The organism is Streptomyces antioxidans, assembly GCF_000968685.2.
In the GTDB taxonomy this organism is placed as follows: Bacteria; Actinomycetota; Actinomycetes; order Streptomycetales; family Streptomycetaceae; genus Streptomyces; species Streptomyces antioxidans.
The window spans coordinates 24,733-47,303 of the sequence record NZ_LAKD02000050.1 but is presented as its reverse complement, the minus strand read 5'-3'; the positions used below and the strand labels follow the sequence as shown (position 1 = coordinate 47,303).

The 22,571-nt window shown below is 72.7% G+C and carries 14 protein-coding genes; 7 read left to right on the top strand and 7 right to left on the bottom strand.

The genetic code is table 11. The annotated features are described in order from the left end of the window. The first annotated feature begins 425 nt into the window (after positions 1-425). The 3 genes from VT50_RS20755 (at position 426) to VT50_RS20750 (ending at position 2,664) form a co-directional block, all read left to right on the top strand. The gene (locus VT50_RS20755) at positions 426-767 is read left to right on the top strand and encodes a hypothetical protein (RefSeq protein ID WP_046086273.1); all 342 of its coding nucleotides are present in this window, start codon (positions 426-428) and stop codon (positions 765-767) included. A gap of 120 nt (positions 768-887) precedes the next feature. Further along, positions 888-1,013: a hypothetical protein gene (locus VT50_RS41005; RefSeq protein ID WP_276207316.1), complete on the top strand. Its 126-nt coding sequence runs from the start codon at positions 888-890 to the stop codon at positions 1,011-1,013. Between the two features lie 64 nt (positions 1,014-1,077). Beyond that, positions 1,078-2,664 (top strand): asparagine synthetase B family protein, encoded by a 1,587-nt coding sequence (locus VT50_RS20750; RefSeq protein ID WP_053048565.1) that lies wholly within the window; start codon positions 1,078-1,080, stop codon positions 2,662-2,664. On the opposite strand, the gene VT50_RS20745 is transcribed toward VT50_RS20750, so the two are convergent. Continuing rightward, positions 2,647-3,189, bottom strand: a complete 543-nt coding sequence (locus VT50_RS20745) for a GNAT family N-acetyltransferase (protein WP_046086242.1) — start codon at positions 3,187-3,189, stop codon at positions 2,647-2,649. The genes VT50_RS20750 and VT50_RS20745 overlap by 18 nt on opposite strands. Before the next feature lie 871 nt (positions 3,190-4,060). Between VT50_RS20745 and VT50_RS20735 the strand changes: the two genes are divergently transcribed. From VT50_RS20735 to pulA, 3 genes are all read left to right on the top strand, one after another. After that, positions 4,061-4,393 carry a putative quinol monooxygenase gene (locus VT50_RS20735; RefSeq protein ID WP_046086243.1) on the top strand — a complete coding sequence of 111 codons (333 nt, stop codon included), beginning with the start codon at positions 4,061-4,063 and terminating at the stop codon, positions 4,391-4,393. A 311-nt stretch (positions 4,394-4,704) separates the two neighbouring features. After that, entirely contained in the window at positions 4,705-6,099 is a 1,395-nt protein-coding gene (locus VT50_RS20730) for an alpha-amylase (protein ID WP_046086244.1), read from the top strand. 123 nt (positions 6,100-6,222) lie between these two features. After that, on the top strand, positions 6,223-8,931 hold the full coding sequence (gene pulA, locus VT50_RS20725) for a pullulanase-type alpha-1,6-glucosidase (RefSeq protein WP_075200348.1): 2,709 nt from the start codon (positions 6,223-6,225) through the stop codon (positions 8,929-8,931). Positions 8,932-9,373: 442 nt separating this feature from the next. Here the strand turns inward: pulA and VT50_RS20720 are convergent, their stop codons facing one another. From VT50_RS20720 to VT50_RS20695, 6 genes are all read right to left on the bottom strand, one after another. Beyond that, entirely contained in the window at positions 9,374-11,335 is a 1,962-nt protein-coding gene (locus tag VT50_RS20720; RefSeq protein WP_046086245.1) for a hypothetical protein, read from the bottom strand. Between the two features lie 689 nt (positions 11,336-12,024). Beyond that, the gene (locus VT50_RS20715; protein WP_046086246.1) at positions 12,025-15,159 is read right to left on the bottom strand and encodes an alpha-N-acetylglucosaminidase; all 3,135 of its coding nucleotides are present in this window, start codon (positions 15,157-15,159) and stop codon (positions 12,025-12,027) included. Between the two features lie 105 nt (positions 15,160-15,264). Beyond that, the gene (locus tag VT50_RS20710) at positions 15,265-15,912 is read right to left on the bottom strand and encodes a LuxR C-terminal-related transcriptional regulator (RefSeq protein ID WP_046086247.1); all 648 of its coding nucleotides are present in this window, start codon (positions 15,910-15,912) and stop codon (positions 15,265-15,267) included. A gap of 81 nt (positions 15,913-15,993) precedes the next feature. Then, positions 15,994-17,166 (bottom strand): ARPP-2 domain-containing protein, encoded by a 1,173-nt coding sequence (locus VT50_RS20705; protein WP_046086248.1) that lies wholly within the window; start codon positions 17,164-17,166, stop codon positions 15,994-15,996. Then, complete coding sequence (locus tag VT50_RS20700; protein WP_046086249.1) at positions 17,163-18,617, bottom strand: hypothetical protein; 1,455 nt, start codon at positions 18,615-18,617, stop codon at positions 17,163-17,165. Before VT50_RS20700 ends, VT50_RS20705 begins: the two co-directional genes overlap by 4 nt. A 216-nt stretch (positions 18,618-18,833) precedes the next feature. After that, entirely contained in the window at positions 18,834-20,108 is a 1,275-nt protein-coding gene (locus VT50_RS20695) for a sensor histidine kinase (protein ID WP_046086250.1), read from the bottom strand. Between the two features lie 238 nt (positions 20,109-20,346). On the opposite strand from VT50_RS20695, the gene VT50_RS20690 reads away from it, so the two are divergent. Continuing rightward, entirely contained in the window at positions 20,347-22,542 is a 2,196-nt protein-coding gene (locus VT50_RS20690; RefSeq protein WP_046086251.1) for an MMPL family transporter, read from the top strand. The last annotated feature ends 29 nt before the right edge of the window (positions 22,543-22,571 follow it).

The window sequence follows — 22,571 nt, the reverse complement described above, 5'->3', positions numbered from 1 at the left end:
CATCATGGGGTACCCATCGGCGGGAAGTCAGATTCCTTGCCTGGCAGGACAGTTGGCGCGAACAGACCCCCGCGACCGCTACGAACAGCCCGGGGGCATGGCCAACGCTGATGGGAGCGCTGACGTGCCGCACCTTATCCACCGCATCCTCGAGCTGCTGCTGAGGCTGTTCCTGCCAGCGGCGGGCCGTCACAGAGCGGCCGGCTCACCGTTCACCGGCCCGTGGGAAGACGCACCCACGGTGAGCATGCAGCGCGTGCCCGCCGAGCCCGCACGGGGTGAAGACATCGCCCTCGTGCGCCCGTACGTGCTGGCCCACGAGGGACGGCGGGAAGTCCGGCTGCGACGACAGCGGCGACGCTCTGGCTGGCTGTCCACGGCATCGACATCGGTCCGCGCCTCATCCGCGGAGTAGTGGTCGCGTGATGTACCAGACGCGGCCGGTACGTCTGCTCCCCTGGGAAGGTATGGACGGGAAGCGCTGCTACCTGGCTAGCGACGGCGGCTTCCTGTCCCGATTCGCCGATCAGGTGGAAGCCGTACAGCTCGGTATGGGGGCTGAGCTCCTGGCACACGCCGATGGACTGCTCTCCGATCACGAGACATCTGCGCGTGAACTCCGCTTTCTGGCTGTCCGGTTGACCGAAGCGCTCGCCGATGCGCTGCGGATCGCGGAAAGCCGTGGCGGTCGTCTGGGCGTGACTGAGGGCGAAAGCCCGGCAGGCGGCGACAGCGACGCGGCGGAGCGCCGCCCGGAGACCTGCTGACCCGTCGCGAAGATGCCATCGCATAGTTGCCCTCGTCCCGCGCACGCGACGACCTATCCGGCAGGCACGGGCCGGTGGCTGTTCCTGACGGCACACGACAGCAGAAGGGAGGGACAACGCGTGAACCTGGAAGAAGTGTTCTCGGGGACGCCGGTCTTCACAGTGCCGACGCTCCGCGAGCGCCTGGAGACCAAGAAGTTCTCCGGCAACAGCGACACGAACACCGAGCGCGACGAACACGAGTAGTCCGACTCCCACGGCCCACCGTCCTCGCAGGCGGTGGGCCGTGCCATTCCGAGGGGGACCTCCCTTGCTCAAGTTCAGCATCACGCGGGCCAGCTTGGACAGCGGCTCGGTCGAGTGGACATGGACCGGCCACGAGTGGCGGCACGGCGCATCCCGCATCGAGCCGTACGAGCATCCGGGCATCTGCCACGAAATGATCACCGACGGCACGGCCGTAGCGGTGATCTCAACGGAACGCGGGCGTGGAACCGACGCGATTCCCGGCAGGCCGCCGCCGGTCCGTTTGGCCCCGGACGCATACCGCGCACGTCTACGGGCCGCCTGTCACGGGGCGTTGGACTGGACGGCCGTCGAGCTGACGCCCCGGACTGCGACGGTCCGAGCGGGCGCGTGGGCCGTGGCGCCGCTCTATCTCGCCAGCGACAACGGCAAGTTGGACGGCTCATGGGATCTGGCTGACCTTCGCGGACACTGTCGGGCCGGTGCCCTGGTGGACCGCGAGGTTGCCCGTGTGCTGCGGCTCCAGCATCGGTACACCCACGACACCCTTTGGGAGGGGGTCCACCGGCTCACGGAGCGCTCTACCGCGTCGTGGACCGCCGATGGCCTCGCGCTTGCCTACCCGCCGGGTGCCCCGCACACCGAGCCGCGTGCCCTGCGGCCGGGCGCGGATGTCCTCGACGCCTACGAACAGTTACTCGCACAGGCGATCACGCGACGGCATTTCATCGCGGACCACTCGGCCGTGGAGCTGTCCGGCGGGATGGACTCGGCGAACGTCGCAGCCGGCCTCACCGAACCCGACCGCCCCGACATCACAGCCGCCGCCATGCTCCTCGATGGCGAAGCCCGCGAGCAGCAGATCCGCCGCCGCAAGGAGATGATCAGCGCCTTCGGGATCGCGCGGGACGTGTGTACGGACGTGATGGCGCATCTGCCGCTCAACCCTGCCGGACGGCGGGCTAACGGCCAGGCGGTGAGTCCGTATGACGACCCCTGGACCGAGGCCGAAGAAGTCATGATGCGTGCCCTGACCAGGGCAGGCATGTGGTGGTCGTTCGGCGGCACGGGTGGTGACGAACTCACCTCTCTGCGCGATGACGAACGTCCACCTGCCGGAGAAGTCCCGACGCCCGGACCCTGGACCGGGCAGCGGACGTTGGCCGTCGTGGACCACATCAACGACGGCATCGCACCGTCCGCGGTGCTGTACGACAGCACGCTTCTCGCATTCGCTTGCCGCACCCCCCAGTTCATGCGCAACGGACTGTGGCCCGTATCGCCGCTCGCGGACCCTGAGCTGATCCGATTCGCGGAATGGCTGCCGCGCCCGTGGCGAGAGCACAAGGCATTGAACAGGCTCCGTCTGGTCCGCCTCGGCCTGTCTCCGGAAGCTGTTCACGCGCCGACTCCCGAAAACTTCGTCCACGCGATGAACGCCGCGATGCGCCGCTACGTCGTCCCGTTCCTGGAATCCATGGTCCGGGAAGGAAGCGTGTTGATTGACGCCGGATTCGTGGACGGAAGCGGACTCGCGAAGACAGTGGACTCTGAATTCCTGAAAGGCCCGCACGGAGAGATGGATCGGACGTTGTTTCACATTGCGTCCACCGAGATTGGATTGCGCGGGATGTCAGGCGTGGGGGAGTAGACGATGCGTGAGATCCGGAAGCGGCTCAGCCTCACGTCCCAGCATGTACGCGTCTTCCCCGTAGCGCTCCGTCTGGTGGATGATCCGCCAGCCCTGTACATCGCAGTAGTACCGCAGCAATCCGGGGTCGGGACCAACCGCACGGCGGACCCACTCCCGTCCGGTCGCGGCGGCCCGGTCCACTGCCCACCAGGCGAGCAGGGACCCCACTTGCTGACCGGCGAACTCCGGGTGTGTCACGGTCGTGTTGAGGAAGTACGCGGGCTGCGCCCGCTCTTCTTCGGTCCATCCCCACAACGGTGTCTGTTCGCCGAGCGTCGTCCGGCCGATCACGCGGCCCGCTTCCGTCACGACGACCCACACGGGCGTGTCCGGGGCGGCTGTCTGGCGGCCGGATTCCTCTGCGAACCGTTCCCAGCCCTGGGCGCCTCTCACACCGCGCTCAGCCATCCACCGGGCGCGTGCTTGCGTCAGCTTCTTGACCGCTTCCCGGTCGGTCGCTGTCGCTCGGCGGATCACGAACATCGCGGAGTCCCTTCGACTGGACGGGCAGGCACCAGCGTAGTCCGGCCGGACCCTCGCTCGCCGTGTTCCGAGGGTGGTTGCCCCGATTGCGGAGGGATCGGCGCCGACCCCAAGACGGGAAAGACGTGCGGGACCTGCAACGGCAACGGCGACATCTACTGCCGAGCCGTGGCGCCGTGATCCGAGACGGATCGAACATGGCCCGGAGCCACCGCGAGACAGCCTGGGACGGGTGCGGGCATCCGATGCGAGAAGTTCCCGCCGATTCCCCATCGGGCGGTAGGCGTGGTATCTGGTACCGGTCGGTAGCGGACCGTGACCTGAAGACGCTCAGCATGGCGTCGAATCGCCCGGTTCTCCCACGCCACCGGACGCACCCACGACTGCAAGAAGTCGGGCAAGGAGAGGAGTTCCAGCCGCCGACTCACCCCGCATTCCGCGTAGGTCAGGTCAACATCGGCGTGGCGGATGGTGGCGCCTGTGGCGGGCTGTTCGCCTCCCCGCCCCTTCCCACAACTGGGGCTCCGCCCCAGGCCCGGCGGTCCGGGGGCGCCTTGTGTGGTGGGGGCGGAGTCCCTGGTTGTCGGGTGGGGATGGCTCGGCTGTGTGGTAAGGCTCTGCCTTCCAGCTTCTGGGGTCCAGGGGCGGAGTCCCTGGTATCGGGAAGGGGCGGGGAGGGGGAAGCACCGCCATGCCGCTCCGCCGCGTGGCTTCCCGGGAGCCCGCCGATGTCTCGGCGCCAGCCGACCCCGTTCGTCCGCGCGGGGCGTACCGCCTAGCGTGCCCCGGCCGAGGCGTCATCGCCGATCATGGAGTCCGACCGGTCACCCACCGGGGGCCCGGTTGGCCACCACCGACGAAAGGCTTATCGATGATCTTCATCACCGCGAAGTTCCGGGTGCTGCCCGAGCAGGCGGACCGCTGGCCCGAGATCGTGGGCGACTTCACGCGGGCCACCCGCGCCGAGCCCGGGTGCCTGTGGTTCGACTGGTCCCGCAGCGTCGAGGACCCGGCCGAATACGTCCTCGTCGAGGCGTTCCGCGATGAGGAGGCCGGTGCGGCACACGTCAACTCGCCGCACTTCCAGGCCGCCCAGCGGACACTGCCGCCGCATCTCGCGGCGACCCCGCGGATCGTCAATGCGAACGTGCCGCAGGAGGACTGGTCCCTCCTCGGGGAAATGGCCGTCCCGGACCGGGACTGACGGACACCTCGTCCCCCACACCAAACCGAAGCGAACCACACCACACCACACCAAACCGATCCGACCGGCCGGGCGCGTGGGGCCCTTGATGCGGACCCCCGGCCGGCCGGACCGGAGAACGCGGTTGAACGTAACACCGCCGCAATTGCTTGCGAAAGGTCTTGCAACAACAAAAACGCGCGAGTACGGTCCCGTCACCACCCCACCACTGACGTCTTGCAGCAAGAACCTTCAACTGGCCTTACGGGCATGGCGCGTTGCCGTACGAGGCTCGATCGGCACCCCCGAACTCCCCCCCCCACGGAGGAACGATGGCCAGCAGCCGCATCCCCCTCGCCACCGCGCTCGCCCTCGCCCTCGCGGCGAGCGCGGTGACGCTCGTCGCCCTGCCCCAGACCGCGCGGGCGACACCGCCCGGCACCAAGGACGTCACCGCCGAACTCTTCGAGTGGAAGTACGACTCCGTCGCCAAGGAGTGCACCGGCACCCTCGGCCCCGCCGGATACGGCTATGTCGAGGTGTCCCCGGCCACCGAGCACATCCAGGGCGGCCAGTGGTGGACCTCCTACCAGCCCGTCAGCTACAAGATCGCCGGGCGGCTCGGCGACCGTACCGCCTTCGAGAACATGGTCGACACCTGTCACGCCGCGGGGGTCAAGGTGGTGGCCGACGCCGTCATCAACCACATGTCCGCCGGGTCCGGCACCGGCACCGGCGGTTCCTCGTACACCAAGTACGACTACCCCGGGATCTACCAGCCCCAGGACATGGACGACTGCACCGCGCAGATCAGCGACTACCAGGACCGCTGGAACGTCCAGCACTGCGAGCTGGTGGGCCTCGCCGACCTGGACACCGGCGAGAGTTACGTCCGCACCCGGCTCGCGCAGTACCTCAACGACCTGCTCTCGCTCGGCGTGGACGGCTTCCGCGTGGACGGCGCCAAGCACATCCCGGCGGACGATCTGGCCGCCATCAAGAGCCAGTTGAGCGACCCCGGCGTCTACTGGAAGCAGGAGGTCATCTACGGCGAGGGCGAGGCGGTCTCCCCGACGGAGTATCTGCGCAACGGCGATGTGCAGGAGTTCCGCTACGGCCGTGACCTCAAGCGGGTGTTCCAGAGCGAGAGCCTGGCGTCCCTGAAGAACTTCGGCGAGGGCTGGGGCTACATGGCGAGCGGTCAGTCCGGTGTCTTCGTCGACAACTGGGACACCGAGCGCAACGGCTCCACCCTCACCTACAAGGACGGCGCCGACTACACCCTGGCCAATGTCTTCATGCTGGCCTGGCCCTACGGCTCCCCGGACGTCCACTCCGGCTACGAGTTCAGCGACGGCGACGCGGGCCCGCCCAACGGGGGCGCGGTGAACGCCTGCTACCAGGACGGCTGGAAGTGCCAGCACAAGTGGCCCGAGATCAGCGGCATGGTCGCCCTCCGCAACACGGCCCGGGGCGCCTCGGTGACCAACTGGTGGGACAACGGCAACGACGCCGTCGCGTTCGGGCGCGGCGACAAGGCGTACGTGGCCATCAACCACGAGAGCGGCCCCCTGACCCGGACCTTCCAGACCTCGCTCCCGGCGGGCGGCTACTGCGACGTCCAGAGCGGCAAGCCCGTCACGGTCGACTCCTCGGGGCAGTTCACGGCCACGCTCGGCGCGAATACGGCGGTGGCCCTGCACACCGGGGCCCGTAACTGCGGTTAGGCCGCGCCGCCCGCACCGATCAGGCCAGGGGCTCGCACCGATCAGGCCCAGGGGCTCCGCCCCGGCCCGGGGCGTGGGCGCGGAGCCCACCTCCACACCACACCTCAAGGAGCCACCAGCCCCGTGAAACCCCCGAGAGCCACCCTCTTCCGCACCGCCGCCGCGCTCGCCGCCCTCGCACTGGGCGCGGCGGCCGTGCCCGCCGTTTCGCAGACCGCCCGGGCGGCCGCCCGGGCCGCGGGCACCCAGACTCGGGCCGCCACCGCCGAGGCGCAGTGGATCGACCGGGCCACCGTCGTCTGGAAGGTCGAGCACACCGCCGCGACCGCCGAGGAGCTGCGTTACGCGCACGGCGGCACCCTGCGGCTGGCCCCGGCCGCCCTGACCGACGCCCAGAAGGCCGCCTACCCCCAGCTGGCCGACCGCCCCGCCTTCCGGCTCGACCCGCGCGACCGCGACAAGGCCGCCACGGCGCTGCGCGGCCCGCTCGCCGCCGTCCAGCGCGCGGCCGACGACCCCGACCGCGTACTGCACCGCACCGGGGTGCAGATTCCCGGCGTACTGGACGACCTCTACGCGGACCGGGCGCGCCGGGCCCGCCTCGGCCCGGTCTTCCACGGGGGCCGCCCCACCCTCTCCGTCTGGGCGCCGACCGCCCACAAGGTGTCGCTCGACCTCGACGGGCGCACCGTCGCCATGCGCCGTGACCCCGGCAGCGGGGTGTGGAGCGTGACCGGGAGCCCCGGCTGGCGGGACAAGCCGTACCGCTACCGGGTCCGGGTCTGGGCGCCGAGCGTCGGGAAGACCGTCACCAACGAGGTCACCGACCCCTACTCCACCGCCCTGACCGCCGACTCCGCCCGCAGCCTGGTCACCGATCTGGCCGACCCCCGGCTCGCCCCCGCCGGCTGGGCGTCGCTGAAGAAGCCCGGGGCCGTTCCGCTGCGCGACGCCCGCGTCCAGGAGCTGCAGATCCGCGACTTCTCCAGCGCGGACCGCACCAGCGCCCACCCCGGCCAGTACCTCGCCTTCACCGACCGCGGCTCGGACGGCATGCGGCACCTCGCGCGGCTGGCCCGGTCCGGCACCTCGTACGTCCACCTCCTGCCCGCGTTCGACTTCGGCACCGTTCCGGAGCGGCGGTCGGACCAGGCCCGGCCCGACTGCGATCTGGCCGACCTGCCCGCAGACTCCGACCAGCAGCAGAAGTGCGTGGCCCGGGCCGCCGACCGGGACGGCTACAACTGGGGCTACGACCCGCTGCACTACACCGTGCCGGAGGGGTCCTACGCGAGCGATCCGGACGGCCCGGCCCGCACCCGTGAGTTCCGGCAGATGGTGCGGGGGCTGGCCCGCGCCGGGCTGCGCACCGTCATGGACGTGGTCTACAACCACACCGTGGCCGCCGGGCAGGACGACAAGTCGGTGCTCGACCGGATCGTGCCCGGCTACTACCAGCGGCTGCTGGACGACGGCAGCGTGGCCACCTCCACCTGCTGCCCCGGCACCGCGCCCGAACACGCGATGATGGGCAAGCTGGTGGTGGACTCCATCGTCACCTGGGCCAGGCAGTACAAGGTCGACGGCTTCCGCTTCGACCTCATGGGCCACCACCCCAAGGCCAACATCCTGGCCGTGCGCAAGGCCCTGGACGCCCTGACCCCCGCCAAGGACGGGGTGGACGGCAAGTCGATCATCCTCTACGGGGAGGGCTGGAACTTCGGCGAGGTGGCCGACGACGCCCGCTTCGTCCAGGCCACCCAGCGCAACATGGCCGGGACCGGCATCGCCACCTTCAGCGACCGGGCGCGGGACGCGGTGCGCGGCGGCGGGCCGTTCGACGAGGACCCCCGGGTGCAGGGCTTCGCCTCCGGGCTCTTCACCGACCCCAACGGCTCACCGGCCAACGGCGGCCGGGACGAGCAGCGGGCCCGGCTGCTGCACGCCCAGGACCTGATCAAGGTCGGGCTGTCGGGCAACCTTGCCGACTACACCTTCACCGACACCGGCGGACACCGGGTCAAGGGCTCCGAGGTCGACTACGACGGCTCCCCGGCCGGTTACGCCGCGGCCCCCGGCGACGCGCTCGCTTACGCCGACGCCCATGACAACGAGACCCTGTACGACGCGCTCGCCTACAAGCTCCCCACGACGACCTCGGCGGCCGACCGCGCCCGGGCCCAGGTGGTGGCCCTGGCCACCGCCACCCTCTCCCAGGGCCCGGCGCTCAGCCAGGCGGGCACCGATCTGCTGCGCTCGAAGTCGCTGGACCGCAACTCCTTCGACAGCGGGGACTGGTTCAACGCCGTCCATTGGGACTGCGCGTCCGGCAACGGCTTCGGGCGGGGGCTGCCCCCGGCGGCGGACAACGAGTCCAAGTGGCCGTACGCCAAGCCCCTGTTGACCAATCCGGCGGTACGCCCCGGCTGCTCCGAGATCGCGGGGGCCTCGGCGGCCTACCGGGACCTGCTGCGGATCCGTACCACGGAGAAGGCGTTCAGCCAGGCGACTGCGGAGGGGGTGCAGCGGGCGCTGTCCTTCCCGCTGTCCGGGACCGGGGAGACGCCGGGCGTGATCACCATGCGGCTCGGCCCGCTCGTCGTGGTCTTCAACGCCACGCCGTCCCGGCAGACGCAGAGCATCCCCGCGGTGGCCGGGACGCCGTACGCCCTCCATCCGGTGCAGGCGGGCGGCGCCGACGCCACGGTGCGGACGTCCCGCTACGAGCGCGCGACCGGCACCTTCAGCGTGCCCGCCCGCACGGCCGCCGTCTTCACGGCGGGGGCTGAGGGGCGCGGGCAACTGCGCGACCAAGGGCACGGCGGAGCGTGACGCCTGCGGCGCGCTGTTCCCCTCCCCGCCCCTTCCCTCACCTGGGGCTCCGCCCCAGACCCCGGGCCCAAGGGCGAAGAGGTGGGGGCTGCGCCCCGCAGGGGCGCGGGGCTGTGTCGATATGCGGCTCCGCCGCGTAGGCGCGATCAGCCACGACGGCGCTGCGGGTGATCGACGGCAGGTCGGGGCACTTTCGGGGAGTGCGGAAGGGCGCGGCGCGCTGTTCCCCGCCCCTTCCCCTCAACTGGGGTCCGCCCCAGACCCCGGGGCGTAGGGGCGGAGCCCCTTGCTACGCGGCGGAGCCGCACGTCGATACCGCGGGAAGGGGGCGCCCCGCCGACCTCGCGGCCCCAACCGCCAGGTCCCACCGCGGACCCCGGGGTCCAGGGGCGGAGCCCCTGGTATCGGGAAGGGGCGGGGTGGGGAAGATCCCGCGAACCCCCTAGCCCAGGGGGCCCAGTCGGGTGCCGTTCGCCAGGTGGGCCTTGAGGTCGGCGCGGGCGCCCGGCTTGGCCGGGAGGGTCAGCCCGCGGCCATAGGTGCGGCCCCGGACGCCACCCGTGGCGACGATCCCGGTCACCTGACGGCTTCCCGCGGCCAACAGATACCAGTGGCCGGACCGCGCCTTCCACAGCACCCCCGCCAGCACCCGCGGCTCGCGCGGACCGCAGGCGGGGGAGTTGTCGGCGTCGGCCGCGACCGCGCCCGTCCTGCCCCGGCGGGTGTCCCACGGCTGGAACTGGGCCAGGACCTTGCTGCCCGTGCCCCGCCAGGTGTCGGCGCGGGTGCACAGCCAGGCCGCGTGGCCGCCCGCCTCCGGCAGGGCCTGGGCGGCGAACCGCCAGGCGTTGACCGAGCGCACCCCGCGCGCCCGCAACATCGCCAGACGGCAGCCGGTCCTGGCCCAGCTCGCCCGGGCCGCCCGCCCCGCCACATCGCGCACCCCGGCGCCGGGGGCACCGTAGGTGAGCCGGGCCGGGGCCAGTTCGCCGAGGTCGGCCACGAGCCGCGAGCCGAACTGGAGCGCGGGCCAGCCACGGCAGGGGCGCAGCCGCGGAACGGTGCGCACCGGATCGGTAACCCCGTCCCCGGTGCGGCGCAGCAGACGCGGCGCCCCGGCCGGGTGCAGCAGATCCCGCACCCAGGCGTGGCGTACCCAAGGGGCGGTCAGATAGCGGACGTTGCCGTCGGTGCGGCTGAGGACCAGCGCGGTCGAGGTGCCCGCGTCCGCGGCGTCCAGCCGGGCGAAGTCCAGCGCGACCGCGCCGCCCCCGCCCTCCTCGCCGCCCTCGTCCGCCTCCGCGTACCGCGCCACCCGCAGCCCGTCGTACAGCAGCACCACCGTGGCCCGGTCCACCTCGCCCGCGAACAGCAGCTGCGGCGGTCCCGACGGCGGCCCGGACTGCGTGCCCATGGTGGCCGACACCCGCACCGAACCGCCCGGCCGCGCCCAGACGGCCAGCGCGCGGCGCAGCAGCGCGGTGTCCCGGGCCCGGTCGCCGCGCGCGGGCCAGGAGGAGAAGTCGGCGCGGGACGCGGTGCGCCAGGCGTCGGGCGCGGCGCGGGTCAACCTGTGTGGGTCCAGGGCCCGTTCGGAGGCCGGATTGCGGGCGTACGAGGGCGCGGCGGCGCCCTTCGGCTCCCAGCCCCGCCCCGGCATCCCCAGCAGCGTTCCGCACACCACCAGCGCCACCGCGGCCACCACCGCCGCCCGCAGATGCTGACGGCGGCGCATCAGATCGGTGGGCCGGGCCTGGAGCGAACAGGGGTCGAACTCGGCGGACTCCAGCAGCGATGCGTCCCGGCTGCCCGCCGGATCCGGCACCGACTCCGCCTCGTCCACCGCGTCCCGCGCGTCGGCGACCCCCGCGGCGCGCAGCAGGGCGCGGGTCTCGTGCTCGTCCAGCTGCTCCAGCTCCAGCAGGACGTATGCGGCGCGGCCGGGTCCCGACAGCTCCGACAGCGCCTTCTCCAGGGCGAGTTCATCGGCGCCGCCGGAGCGCGGGAACAGCCGCAGCCCGAACACCTGCGGGAGCGCCGGGGGCCGCCGCCACCAGGGCCGCTGCCGGGCGGCGCGGAGCGCCAGGCGCAGCACCCGCAGCCGCACATAGGCGTAGCCCGTGCTGTCGGCTCCCGGGTTCTTCGTCCCGCGCTGCCAGGGCAGTTCGACGTCGGGGTGCGGGTCCTGGCCCGTGCCGTAGCCCCGGTTGCGGGGCAGGGCGCGCTGGGCGAGGGCGTGTGCCGCGAGCACGCGGCGGGTGCGCCCGAGGCCCGGCGGCAGGATGAGATACGCGAGCCGCACCAGCCGCGGGTAGTGCTCGACGAGGGCGGCCTCGGCCTGCTCGACGTCGATCAGGCCGGTGGGTTCGTCGTCGGTGGCGAGTGTCGCCTGGTGCTGGTCCACGGTTCGTGAACGAGCGGCGGGGCGAGTTGGTCACCTACGGCTACCCGGCGGGCCTTTGACGCCTGTGGCGGGCTGTTCGCCTTCCCGCCCCTTCTCACGGCATCGATGTGCGGCTTCGCCGCGCGGTGGGGCGCTGGCCTAGCGCCTGGGGTCTCGGGGTGGAGCCCCGTCTCCTGGCGGAGCCTCGCCTTGCGCGGGACGTGGCGCCTGCGGCGGGCTGTTCCCCCCGCCCCTTCCCGAAACTGGGGCTCCGCCCCAGCCCCCGGGCGCCCAGGCGCGAAGCGCCCCTGCTGGGCCTCTGCCGTGCGGTGGAGCCTTGTCTCGCGCGGGACGTGGCGCCTGTGGCGGTTGTTCCGCTGCCCTTCGCGAAATTGGGGCTTCGCCCCCCCCAGACCCCGGGGCCTGGGGGCGAAGCCCCCTGCCCCCTGTCGGGCGGTGGGGCCCCGGGGCGGCGAGGCGGCTGTTGGCGCCGTGAGCACCCGCAGCGGAGGGCTGTTCATGGCTGCGCGCTGGTGCGGCGGACGCCCGCGCCCGCGCGGGGGCTGGGGTCTTCCGCGACCGGGATCAGCACGGCGACCTTCGCGGCGGACGCCCGCGCGGGGGCTGGGGCGGAGCCCCAGTTGAGGGAAGGGGCGGGGAGGGGAACAGCCCGCCGCAGGCGCCCGCCCCGCCCCCCAGACGCCAACCCGCTACGGCGTATCCGTCTGCCAGGCGCTGAACTCCACCGTCCCCCGCGCACCCGTACCGCCGTTCGTCGCGGTCATGAAGATCCCGGCGTCCTGGGCGGCCGTCGCGCCCGGGGCCGTTACGGTGGCCACCGTTTGCCAGTTCGCGCCGTCGTCGGTGGACAGCTCGCCGGTGTAGGAGGTGGCGGCGGTGCGGGTCAGCCGCAGCAGTACGGGTGCCTTGACGCCGGTGATCCGCTGGTAGGCGTCCAGCGTGCCGTCGCCGCCCGAGTCGTACGACAGCACGACGCCGTTGGCCGGGGTGACGGAGAGGTTCACAAAGCCGGGGGAGCCCGCCGTCGCGAGGTCGTCGCGAACGATGATCCCGGCCCGCGCCCAGGGCCCGGTGGCCGCCTGGGCGTCCACCTTCACGGTCATGGCCGTGCCCACCGTAAGGACGCCGTCGCGGTAGACGGAGCCGAATTCCGCGGTGCCCTTCCACAGGTCCTGGCCCGCGCCGTCGATCGCGAACCGTTCGCCCAGCTGGCCGAACGCGGCACCGTTGTTGGTGACCGTCCGCACCCCCTCCGCCAGCGGTCCGGCGATCCACAGCGTCCCGGTGCGCACGGCCCGCACCCGCTTCTCGCCGCGCGGCCCGTACGTCACGCCCAGCTCGTACGGCAGCGGCTTGAGCGGGTGCTCAAGCGGCTCGTCGGGCGCGGTGGCGCGCCAGCGGACCTTCCCCGTGCCGCCCGCAGGGACGCGCCGCAGCCGGGTCGGCCCGTCCGGGGACGGGTCGAGACCGGTCACGGTGAGGTCGAAGCCGATGCGGCCGGTGGCGCGCAGCCCGTTGACGTTGCGCAGGGCGGCGGTGAGGGACGCGGAGCCGCCGGGCGGCAGGGTGGCGGGCTCGGCGGTGACGGTCAGGGTGCCCTGGTACGGGGCCTTGGCCAGCGCCTCGTACACCCGCCGGGCGGTGCGGTGGGCGTCCGCCGTCGGCCGCACCGGATAGCTCTTGCGCTCGCGGGTCCACGGCTCCTCGACGGCGAACCAGTCGAAGGAGCGCGGCGCCCGGTCCTCCGCCAGCGCGTCCTCCAGCTCGTCCAGATAGGACTGCCACTGGGGGAGGTGGAAGTCGGCGATGAGGCCGCTCCAGTCGCGGTTGGCGTAGTTGGCCAGTTTGCCGCCGTCGGCCGTGGCGCGGTCCGCCCAGGTGGTGATGAGGGTGCGCGCGGCACGCTCCAGCCGGGCCGACTCCTCCTCGCCCGACGCCATCCGCTTGGCGTCCTCGAGCCAGGGGCCGAGCAGGAACCGCCGGTGGGCGCCGGTCATGTCGTCGCTGAGCCGCATCAGCTTGAGCCACAGCCGGGACAGGGTGCGGAAGGCGGCGCGGTCCTTGCGGTCATAGGCGTCCTGGAGCTGCGGGATCAGCTGCCAGGAGCGGTTGGCGAGCGCCTGCCGGGCGATGTCGGTCAGGTCGTGGCGGTAGGCGTCGCTGTCGCGCAGCCTGGCGCGCACTCCCAGCAGCGCCGCGAAGGCCACGTCGAACCCGGCCGGGTCGAAGGCGGGGGTGTGGGTCGCGTAGTTGGTGCCCGAACGCGCGGTCAGGGAGGGCCGGGCGGCGAACACCGAGTCATGCGGGCGGCCGTCCTTGCTGCTGATCTCGTACGCGGTGTCGCGCAGCGCGGCGAACGCCTCCCGGGCCCCGGTGTCCCGCCCGCCGTAGCGCACATCGGCGTAGGAGCGGAACCACTCGGCCCGGTCGACCGCCTCGTCCCGCCACGCCAGCTCGCTGAACAGCTCGAGCGCGGCCGGGTCCCGCTCGACCGCCTCCGGCATATAGGCCGTGCCGACCAGCTTGCTGCCCGGTTTGTCGCGCCATACGGTGAACCGCTCGGTCCACATGTGGGTCTTGGCGCCGATCGTGGTGCGGCCGCCGAAGTTGGGGATGGTGCCGAACGCGTACGGCACCCCACCCCAGTCCTCCTCCCGGTCGGTGACGGTGTCCAGGTCCGACAGACCGTCCACGATGAGCATCCGGTCGTGGTCGACGGCGTCCAGCAGATCGCGGCGCGGGTTCTCCTGCCAGCCGAGGATCACCCAGGTGGCGCCGGGGCGCGCGGTCTGGAGCGAGGTCTCCACGGCGCGGGCGGCCTCCGGCACCGGAACGTCACCGGGGTCGCCGCCCTCGTGCAGGAGGTCCATCTTGAACAGGCCGGCCTCCCCCAGCAGTTCGCCCTGGTGGCGGTAGAAGGCGGCGGCCACCTCGCGGAACACCTCGGTGCGCGGATCGAGCCAGTCGGGCCGCCTGAGCCCGTTCCAGTCGCCCTGCGGAACCGTGCGGGCCCCCGGGTTGCGGTCGGCGAAGCCGTCCGGGACGGTGCCGAAGTAGCCGGGGAACACCGGCCGCATGCCCAGCTCCCGCAGCCGGTCGGCGATCCGCCGCCCCAGTGCGGTGCGCTTGGCCAGCAGTGCGGGGGACACCGGGCCGCCGTAACCGCTCATGTTCTGCAGCAGCCACCACGGCTGGTGGGAGGGGGCGGGGAGCCAGGCGCGCGCCTCGTCGTCCGGATAGCCGAAGTCCTGGAGCAGCCGGTGGTAGACACCCTCCTGACCGGGGGTGACCAGCAGTTCGTTGCAGCCGTGCAGGGCCGCGACGTCGATCAGGTGCTCCCAGCGGTCCCAGTCGGCGAACGGCGCGGTGTAGCCGTCATGGGTGTCGTTGAACGCGAAGCGGTGCGGGAGCGCGGTCGAGCGGGTGACCCGCCGGGCGGGCGCGGGCAGCTGCCGCGGCAGGTTCAGCTGAATGCCGGACCAGGAGATCTGGGCGTGGCAGGTGTACTTGAGGTACCAGTGCACCCCGGTGAGCAGCACCGCCGGGCTGGTCCCGTAGACCGTGAGCCGCCCCGTCTGCCCGCCCACCTCGAACCGCTCCTCGGCGCCGTGCTTCTCCAGCGCCACCAGCCGGAACTGGTCGGCGTGCGCCGGCAGCAGCCGCCGCAGGGCGGCGCGCGCGGGAGCGGTGTCGAATGCGGTCACTGCGGTGTCCCGTGCGTCGTGCGGTGCGTCGGCCGCGGCCGGGAACCGGCTCCCCAGCGTGGCCCCGGCCCCCAGTGCTCCGGCGGTTCCGATCAGCGTGCGTCTGCTCAGATCGCTCATGCGCCCCCCAACGGACAAGGCCAATGGCTCATATAGGCAAGGCACTTAACCAGCGTTGCGGGGTGGGAGCAATGGGGCGGACGGGAGGCCAGGCGGCCCCGTCGCTCAGCCCCGGTCGAGGTAGGCGAGCACCGCAAGCACCCGCCGGTTGTTGTCGTCCGACGGCGGCAGGCCCAGCTTGCCGAAGATGTTGGAGGTGTGCTTGGCCACCGCCCGCTCGGTGACGAACAGCTGGGACGCGATCGCCGCGTTGGACCGCCCCTCGGCCATCAGCTCCATCACCTCCAGCTCCCGCGGCGTCAGCCGCGCCAGCGGCCGGTCCTGGGCGCGCCGGTCCAGCAGCTGCGAGATCACCTGCGGATCCATCGCGGTGCCCCCGGCGGCGACCCGCCGCACCGCGTCGATGAACTGATCCGCGTCGAAGACCCGGTCCTTGAGCAGATAGCCGATGCCGCCGCTGCCGTCCGCGAGCAGCTCCCGCGCGTACAGCTGCTCCACATGCTGCGACAGCACCAGCACCGGCAGCCCCGGTCGCGCCCGCCGCGCCGCCAGCGCGCACTGCAGCCCCTCGTCGCTGAACGACGGCGGCAGCCGCACGTCCACCACCGCCACCTCCGGCTCCAGCTCGGCCAGCGCCTTGCTCAGCTCGGGCCCGCTCTCCACGGCGGCCACGACCTCGAAGTCATACGCCTCCAGCATCCGCACCAGCCCGTCCCGCAGCAGGAACAGATCCTCGGCGACCACAACACGCACGGCTGCTCCATGACGTCCTCGGGCCCCGGGCGGCGGGGACACGGCCGAATCGCTGTCGAATCTACCGCGCGGGGGCGGCCGTTACCGGCCCCGGCGCGCCTCCGCCCGGTAGTGGTCCAGCACGTCCTGCCGCAGCAGCGCCCCGAATCCCGCGGCTTCGACGCGCAGCGCCAGTTGGGCGGGGGTGACGCCGAGGAGAGCGGCCGCCGCCTCCAGGTTCCAGTCGGCCGCCGCGAGCCGGGTGAGCAGATGGCCGCGGCGCACCTGGTGTTCGGAGAGGCGGAAGGTCTTGAGATAGGCGAGGCGGCCGTCGTCGTGGTTGATGGTCTCGCCGATGTGCTGCTCGGTGCGGCGGTGGAACGGCGGCAGGAAGCGGGACAGCGCGAACGGGCCCATCCGGTACACCCGCTGGACCTCGTAATCCCCCTCCAGCAGCCCGCCCGCGAGCGCGGTGGTGTGGAAGTCCGCCCACTCCGCACGCTGTCGGGCCGCCTCGGCGCGCAGCCCGGCCAGGGTGGACACCGCGCCGTCCGCTATCCGCGCCCGGAAGTCGGGCACCGGTCCGTGCAGCGTCGCGTAGTGGTACACCAGCTCGCCGTACAGGTCGTGCAGCAGCGACGGATGCAGCGCGCGGTAGTCGTCCGGATGGGGTACGACGAAGGCGGCGGCGAGGGCGTCGGCCGCGTAGAGCAGTACCCCGCACTGGCCCGGGTGGATCTCGAAGACCCGGAGGGCGTCGCCGAGCCCCGCCACCTCGGCGCCGGTGTACGCCTGCTCGACCCGCGGCGACAGACCCTGGCTGACCGCCCGGTGTGACCACTCCTCCCACACCACCGCCGGGCCGCCGAAGTGCAGGGCGAGATAGCCCTCGAGCGCGAGGTGCAGGGGGAGGAAGCGCAGCCGTCCGCGGTCTTCGCGGCGCGCCATCCGGCGGTGGAAGCGCAGGGGGACGCACGGCGGCGGGCCGTCCCGCCGCTCGTCCCCCCGCCGCTCGTCCCCGTGCCGCAGCCGGGTGCCGTACGCCGCGGCCGGGGTCCCGTCGGCCGTCCAGGTGGCGACGAAACCGTGTGGAACGTAGGCGTAGTACGCGGTGCGCCGGTCCAGCGCGACGGCGGCCGGGCCGTCGCCGTAGAGCCGGGCGTCCAGCCGCAGATCGGCGATCGGCTCGTCCCGTACCAGGGGCACCAGCCGGATCGCGCCCCAGGTCTGGGCGGGCAGGGCGGTCAGCCCGGTGAGCTCGAGCGATGTGGTCATGGTCCCTCCGGCGGTGGCTCGTCCGGCCCCGGCCGGTCCAGGAAGTGCCGCACCCGGGCGTCGAGATGGGCCCGCAGCTCGGCCAGGCCGGTGCGCCCCTCGGCGAACCGCGCGAACTCCACCAGCGTCGGCAGGTCCTCCGCGTCCCGCACCCCGGCCGTGGGCACGCCCGGCGCCAGCCGCCGCACGTCGAAGCCCTCCGCGTCATAGACCGGGTTGAGGTGCACCGCACCCGTGCGGTGGCCGGGGTCGAGGCGGGTGCGCCAGACCCGCAGCACCTCTCCGGCGAGCCCTGGCGGCGCGTTGTCCCAGCCGTCGGAGACGATCAGCAGCCGGTCCGGCCGGTGCTCCAGCGCGTCCAGGATCCGCTCGCCGAGCGGAGTGGCGCCGTACGGATACCGCAGCAGCGGATCCCGGCCGCCCGACAGCCACAGCGGGGTGAACTCCTCCGCCAGCGCTTCCAGCAGGAAGTGACAGCCGAGCGCGACGGCCAGCGGACGGCGCCGCTTCCGGGTGGAGCCGAAGGAGGAGAAGCTGTCGTCGAGGACCGCCGCGACCCGGCCCCAGCTACCGGCCCTGGCGCCCGCCGCGCGCCGTGCGGCGGCGCGCAGCGCGGCGGTCAACTCGGCCCGGCGCGCGACCCGTTCGCCCAGCGGGAGCGAGAGCACATAGGTCGCCAGCCGGGTCAGCGGCATGGTGGCCAGATCCGCCCGTACCGAGTCGGCCCCGGCCGCGCGGGCCGCCCCCTGCAGCCGCAGCCGCTCCAGCCGGGTGAGCCGCGGGGCGATCCGCTCCAGGAAGACCGCGCGGTCGATGCCGTGCTTGGCCGCGAAGCCCTCGGCGACGGTGTACGGGAGGTCGTACACCGCGGACCGCTCGTAGTGGGCGCGGCGCCACGCCTCCAGCAGCGGGGCGGAGAACCCCTCGCTCCGGCGGCCCACCGGCTCGAAGAGGAACGGGCCGAGCTCGCCGTCGAGCCGCAGATGGGCGTGGCGGGCGGCCGACTTGACCGCGCCCCGGTACTTCACCGCGTCGAACGCCGGATCGGGGCGGGCCGCCAGCCAGTCCCGCACGATGGCGCGGGTGCGGCGGTTGTTGACCCCGGCCCGGCGCAGCCCGCGGAACAGCCGGTAGACCCGGGGCGGCGGAAGCGCGGCGAGACGGCGGGCGATCAGGCGGCCCTCTGCCGTGCGCTGTTCCGGTGTGGCCTCCTTGGCGGTTTCCAGCAGCCGCCGGACGATCAGCGCCGCGTTGTGGTCATTGACGTTCAGCGCGAGGGTCGCCGCGTACAGCTCCCGGTAGTTCCCGAGCATGTAGGAGTGGAGGAAGTCGAGCGACATGCGCTGCTCGCCCGCGTCGGAGTGGAATTCCCGCTGGCCAGTCGAGGTGATGGCCGCGTTCACGAACAGCAGGACGTCCTCGGCCGCGACCAGATCGGCCAGCGTCTCCATGGGGCCCTCCGGCGGCGGGGTGCGGAAGCCGGCCGGGGAATGGGGGCACGAACTGCGAATCGTCGCTTAGCAGGCGGGTTCCGGAAGTCGCACCGGAGTCCCGCGGCCGGCACCGGAACGCTAACACCGGGGCGGCGCGCCCCGCCGCCGGATTTTCCCCGGCGACGGGTCGGCCGGTTTGCCCAGCGGCGGATCGTTGGTCTTCCCGGCGGCGGGTCATCGGGCGGCGTTGGGCGCCGACAGGCCGCAGGGGATCTCCATCGTCACCATGGTGGGCCCGCCGGCCGGGCTGCTGACCGCGAGCACCCCGTCGAAGGTGCCCAGGCGCCGCTCGACACCGCTCAGCCCGCCCTCCGGGGTGATCTCCGCACCGCCGCGGCCGTCGTCGGTCACGGTGATGCGCAGCATGCCGTCCTGGTGGTGGACGTCCAGCCACATCCGCGAGGCGCCCGCGTGCTTGGCCGCGTTGGTCAGCACCTCGCTCACCGCGAAGTACGCCGCCGACTCGACCGGTTCATCGGGACGTCCCGTGAGGTCCACGTCCACCTCCACGGGCACCGCCATCCGCAGCGCCAGCGCGCGCACCGCGTCCCCCAGGCCGCGCTCGGCCAGTACGGGCGGATGGATGCCGCGGACCAGGTCGCGCAGCTCGGTCAGGGCCTCGGCGGAGTTCGTACGGGCGGCGGCGAGCAGTTCCCTGGCCTTGGCCGGGTCCTTCTCGATCAGCGCCTCCACGGTGCCCAGGCTCATGCCCATCGCCACGAGCCTGGCCTGGGCGCCGTCGTGGAGATCGCGTTCGATGCGGCGCAGTTCGGCGGCGGAGGTGTCCACGGCGTCGTGCCGGGTCTCGGTCAGCTGCCGCACCCGCTGCTCCAGCGCCATGTGCGGGGTCGGGTCCAGGAAGGAGCGCGCCAGCAGGAAGTGGCCGCGCAGCAGGACGGGGGAGAGGACCGAGCCGAGCGCGATGAAGCCGACGCCGACCGGGACGGCCAGCAGGGCGGTGGTCAGCGAGTCGATGGGCAGGAACGCGTACCAGTAGGTGCCGCTCGCGTCCACGATCGGCCGCCACACCCCGGCGGCCAGGACGAACCCCTCGAGCCCGTACGGCATGAGGGCGAAGGCCAGCAGCGCGATGGTGTACCCGGCCGTCATGTCGACCTGCAGCCACAGCAGATCGCGCCAGGTCGCCGGGTCCTTCAGCAGGAGGGTGCACAGCTCCACCTGCCCGGTGATCCCGGAGCGCCGGTCGGCCGGCAGCGGGCGGTACGGCAGCTGGATCCGCACATCGGACCAGGCGGCGGCCAGCAGCCGGCGCCGATTGGCGTGCGCCCGCACCGCGCGGATCAGGGGCGGGGTGCTGAACACCCCGATGCCCAGTGGGATGAGGCTGATCGACACGATCGTCAGCACCGACAGGGTGATCGACACCAGTGCGAGCCAGGAGACGGCGAACCCCCGTACACAGGCCGTCAGCCCTTTACGTGCCCTCATCCGGATTCCCCCTCGCTGGTCGGAACGTCCTGCCCGCACCGGCGGGCCACCTCAGTCTGTCAGCGGCCCGCCGCCCGGACACGGGGGCCGGACACCGTCCCGGGGTGTACCTGGCACCACCTCCCCGCGTCGCCCTAGGGCTCGGCAACAGGGTGGCTGTCCGGCTGGGGCGCGGACCTGCGGATTTCTACCGTCGTGGCATGACCTGTTCAGTCCGCACCTCAGGGGGAGAGACGCCATGAGCGCAACGAGGAAGGGCCTGGCCGTGCGGCTGGGCGGGTGGTCCATCCGCCACCGCAAGACCGCGATCATCGGATGGCTGCTGTTCGTCGTGGTCGTCGCCGTGGTCGGCGGGATGTCGGGATCCCGGCAGATGACCAACTCCGAGAACGGTACGGGCGATTCCGCACGCGCCGAGAAGATCCTGGAGGACGCGGGCCTCCAGACCCCGGCCGGAGAGATGGTGATGCTGCGCAGCGACCGCCCGGACGGCTGGCGGGACGCGGCCCGCGACCTCTCCGCGCGGCTGGAGCGGACCGGCGAGACGGTGCGGGTCCAGCCCCCGGTGCGCTCGGAGAACGGCCGGGAGGCACTGATCAGCTTTGAGATGAGGGGCGACCCGGACACGGCAGGGGAGCGGGTGGAGCCCGTGGTGGAGGCGGTGGAGAAGACCGAGTCGGACCATCGGGGCGTGGTGGCCTACGAGTTCGGCGACGCCACCGCCCAGCACCGGCTCGACGACATGCTGACCGACGACTTCAAGAAGGCCGAGCTGACCGCCGTACCGCTGGCGCTGGGCATTCTGCTGGTGGTCTTCGGGGCGCTGGTGGCCGCGCTGCTGCCGGTGCTGCTCGCGGTGACCGCCTGCGTCGGCACCTTCGGACTGCTCGCCCTGGTCAGCCATCGACTGCCGCTGTTCGACTCCACCAACTCGGTGATGTTCCTGGTGGGCCTGGCCGTCGGCGTCGACTACTCGCTGTTCTATCTGCGGCGGGAACGCGACGAGCGGGCCGCGGGCCGGGACGCCGGGACCGCGCTGCGGATCGCGGCGGCCACCAGCGGCCGGGCGGTGCTGATCTCCGGGGTCACCGTCATGCTGGCGATGGCCGGGATGTTCCTGTCCGGGCTGATGCTGTTCCACGGCTTCGCGGTCGCCACCATCCTGGTCGTGCTGATGGCGATGCTCGGCTCGGTGACCGTGCTGCCCGCGATGCTGTCCTGGCTGGGCGACCGGATCGACGCCGGGCGGGTGCCGCTGCTGAACCGCCGCCGCAAGAAGGGCGTGCACGCCAGCGGTGGCCTCTCCGGCAGGCTGATGCGGCCCGTGCTGGCCAAGCCGAAGCTGTTCGCCGCCGTATCGGGGGCGCTGCTGCTGGTGCTGTGCGCGCCCGCCCTCGGGATGAAGACCGAACAGCTCGGCCTGGAGAAGCAGTTCGGCTCCGACGCCCCGATCACCGTGGCGTACCAGGAGATCACCGGCGCCTTCCCCGGCGGCCCCGCCCCGGCCGAGGTGGTGCTGCGCTCCGACGGGGTCGGCTCCGCCCGCTTCGACGCGGCCGTGGCGGACTTCAGGAAGGAGCTCACCGCGTCCGGGCGGTTCGGGAAGACGGTCGACGTCGAGGCGCACCGTGCGGAGGGGGTGGCCCGGATCGAGGTGCCGCTGGCCGGGGACGGTCAGGACGCCACCTCCCGGCGCGCCCTGGACACGCTCAAGGAGGATCTGGTGCCGAGGATCCTCGGACCGGTCTCCGACCAGGCGTACGTCAGCGGTGAGCTCGCCTCCAGCCGTGACTTCACCGACCAGCTGAAGACCGACATCGCACCGGTCCTCCTCTTCATCGCCGCCGTGACCTTCGTACTGATGCTGCTCTGCTTCCGGTCGCTGCCGATCGCCATCGTCTCGATCCTGCTCAACCTGCTGTCGGTGGGCGCCGCGTACGGCACGATGACGGCCGTCTTCCAGCACGGCTGGGGCGCGGAGTGGCTGGGGATGGAACCGGCCGGGGCGATCGAGGGGTGGATGCCGCTCTTCGTCCTCGTCATCCTCTTCGGGCTGTCGATGGACTACCACGTGTTCGTGGTCTCGCGGATCCGGGAGGCCCATGGGCGGGGCCTCGCCACCCGGGACGCGATCCGCGAGGGCATCCGGACGACGGCGGGCTCGGTCACCGGGGCGGCCGCCATCATGGTCGCCGTGTTCGCGGTCTTCGCCCTGCTGCGGATGCAGGACATGCAGCAGATGGGCGTCGGGCTCGCGGTCGCGGTGCTGGTGGACGCCACGCTGGTGCGGATGGTGCTGCTGCCCTCGGTGATGGCGCTGCTCGGGGAGCGCAACTGGTATCTGCCGCGCGCCCTGCGGTGGCTGCCGAGCGTGAGCCACGGCGAGGAGCCGGTGGAGCCGCAGCGACCGCCGCTGGTGGCGGCGGGGCGCTGAGGCCCAGGGTTTGCTGAGGCCCAGGGCCC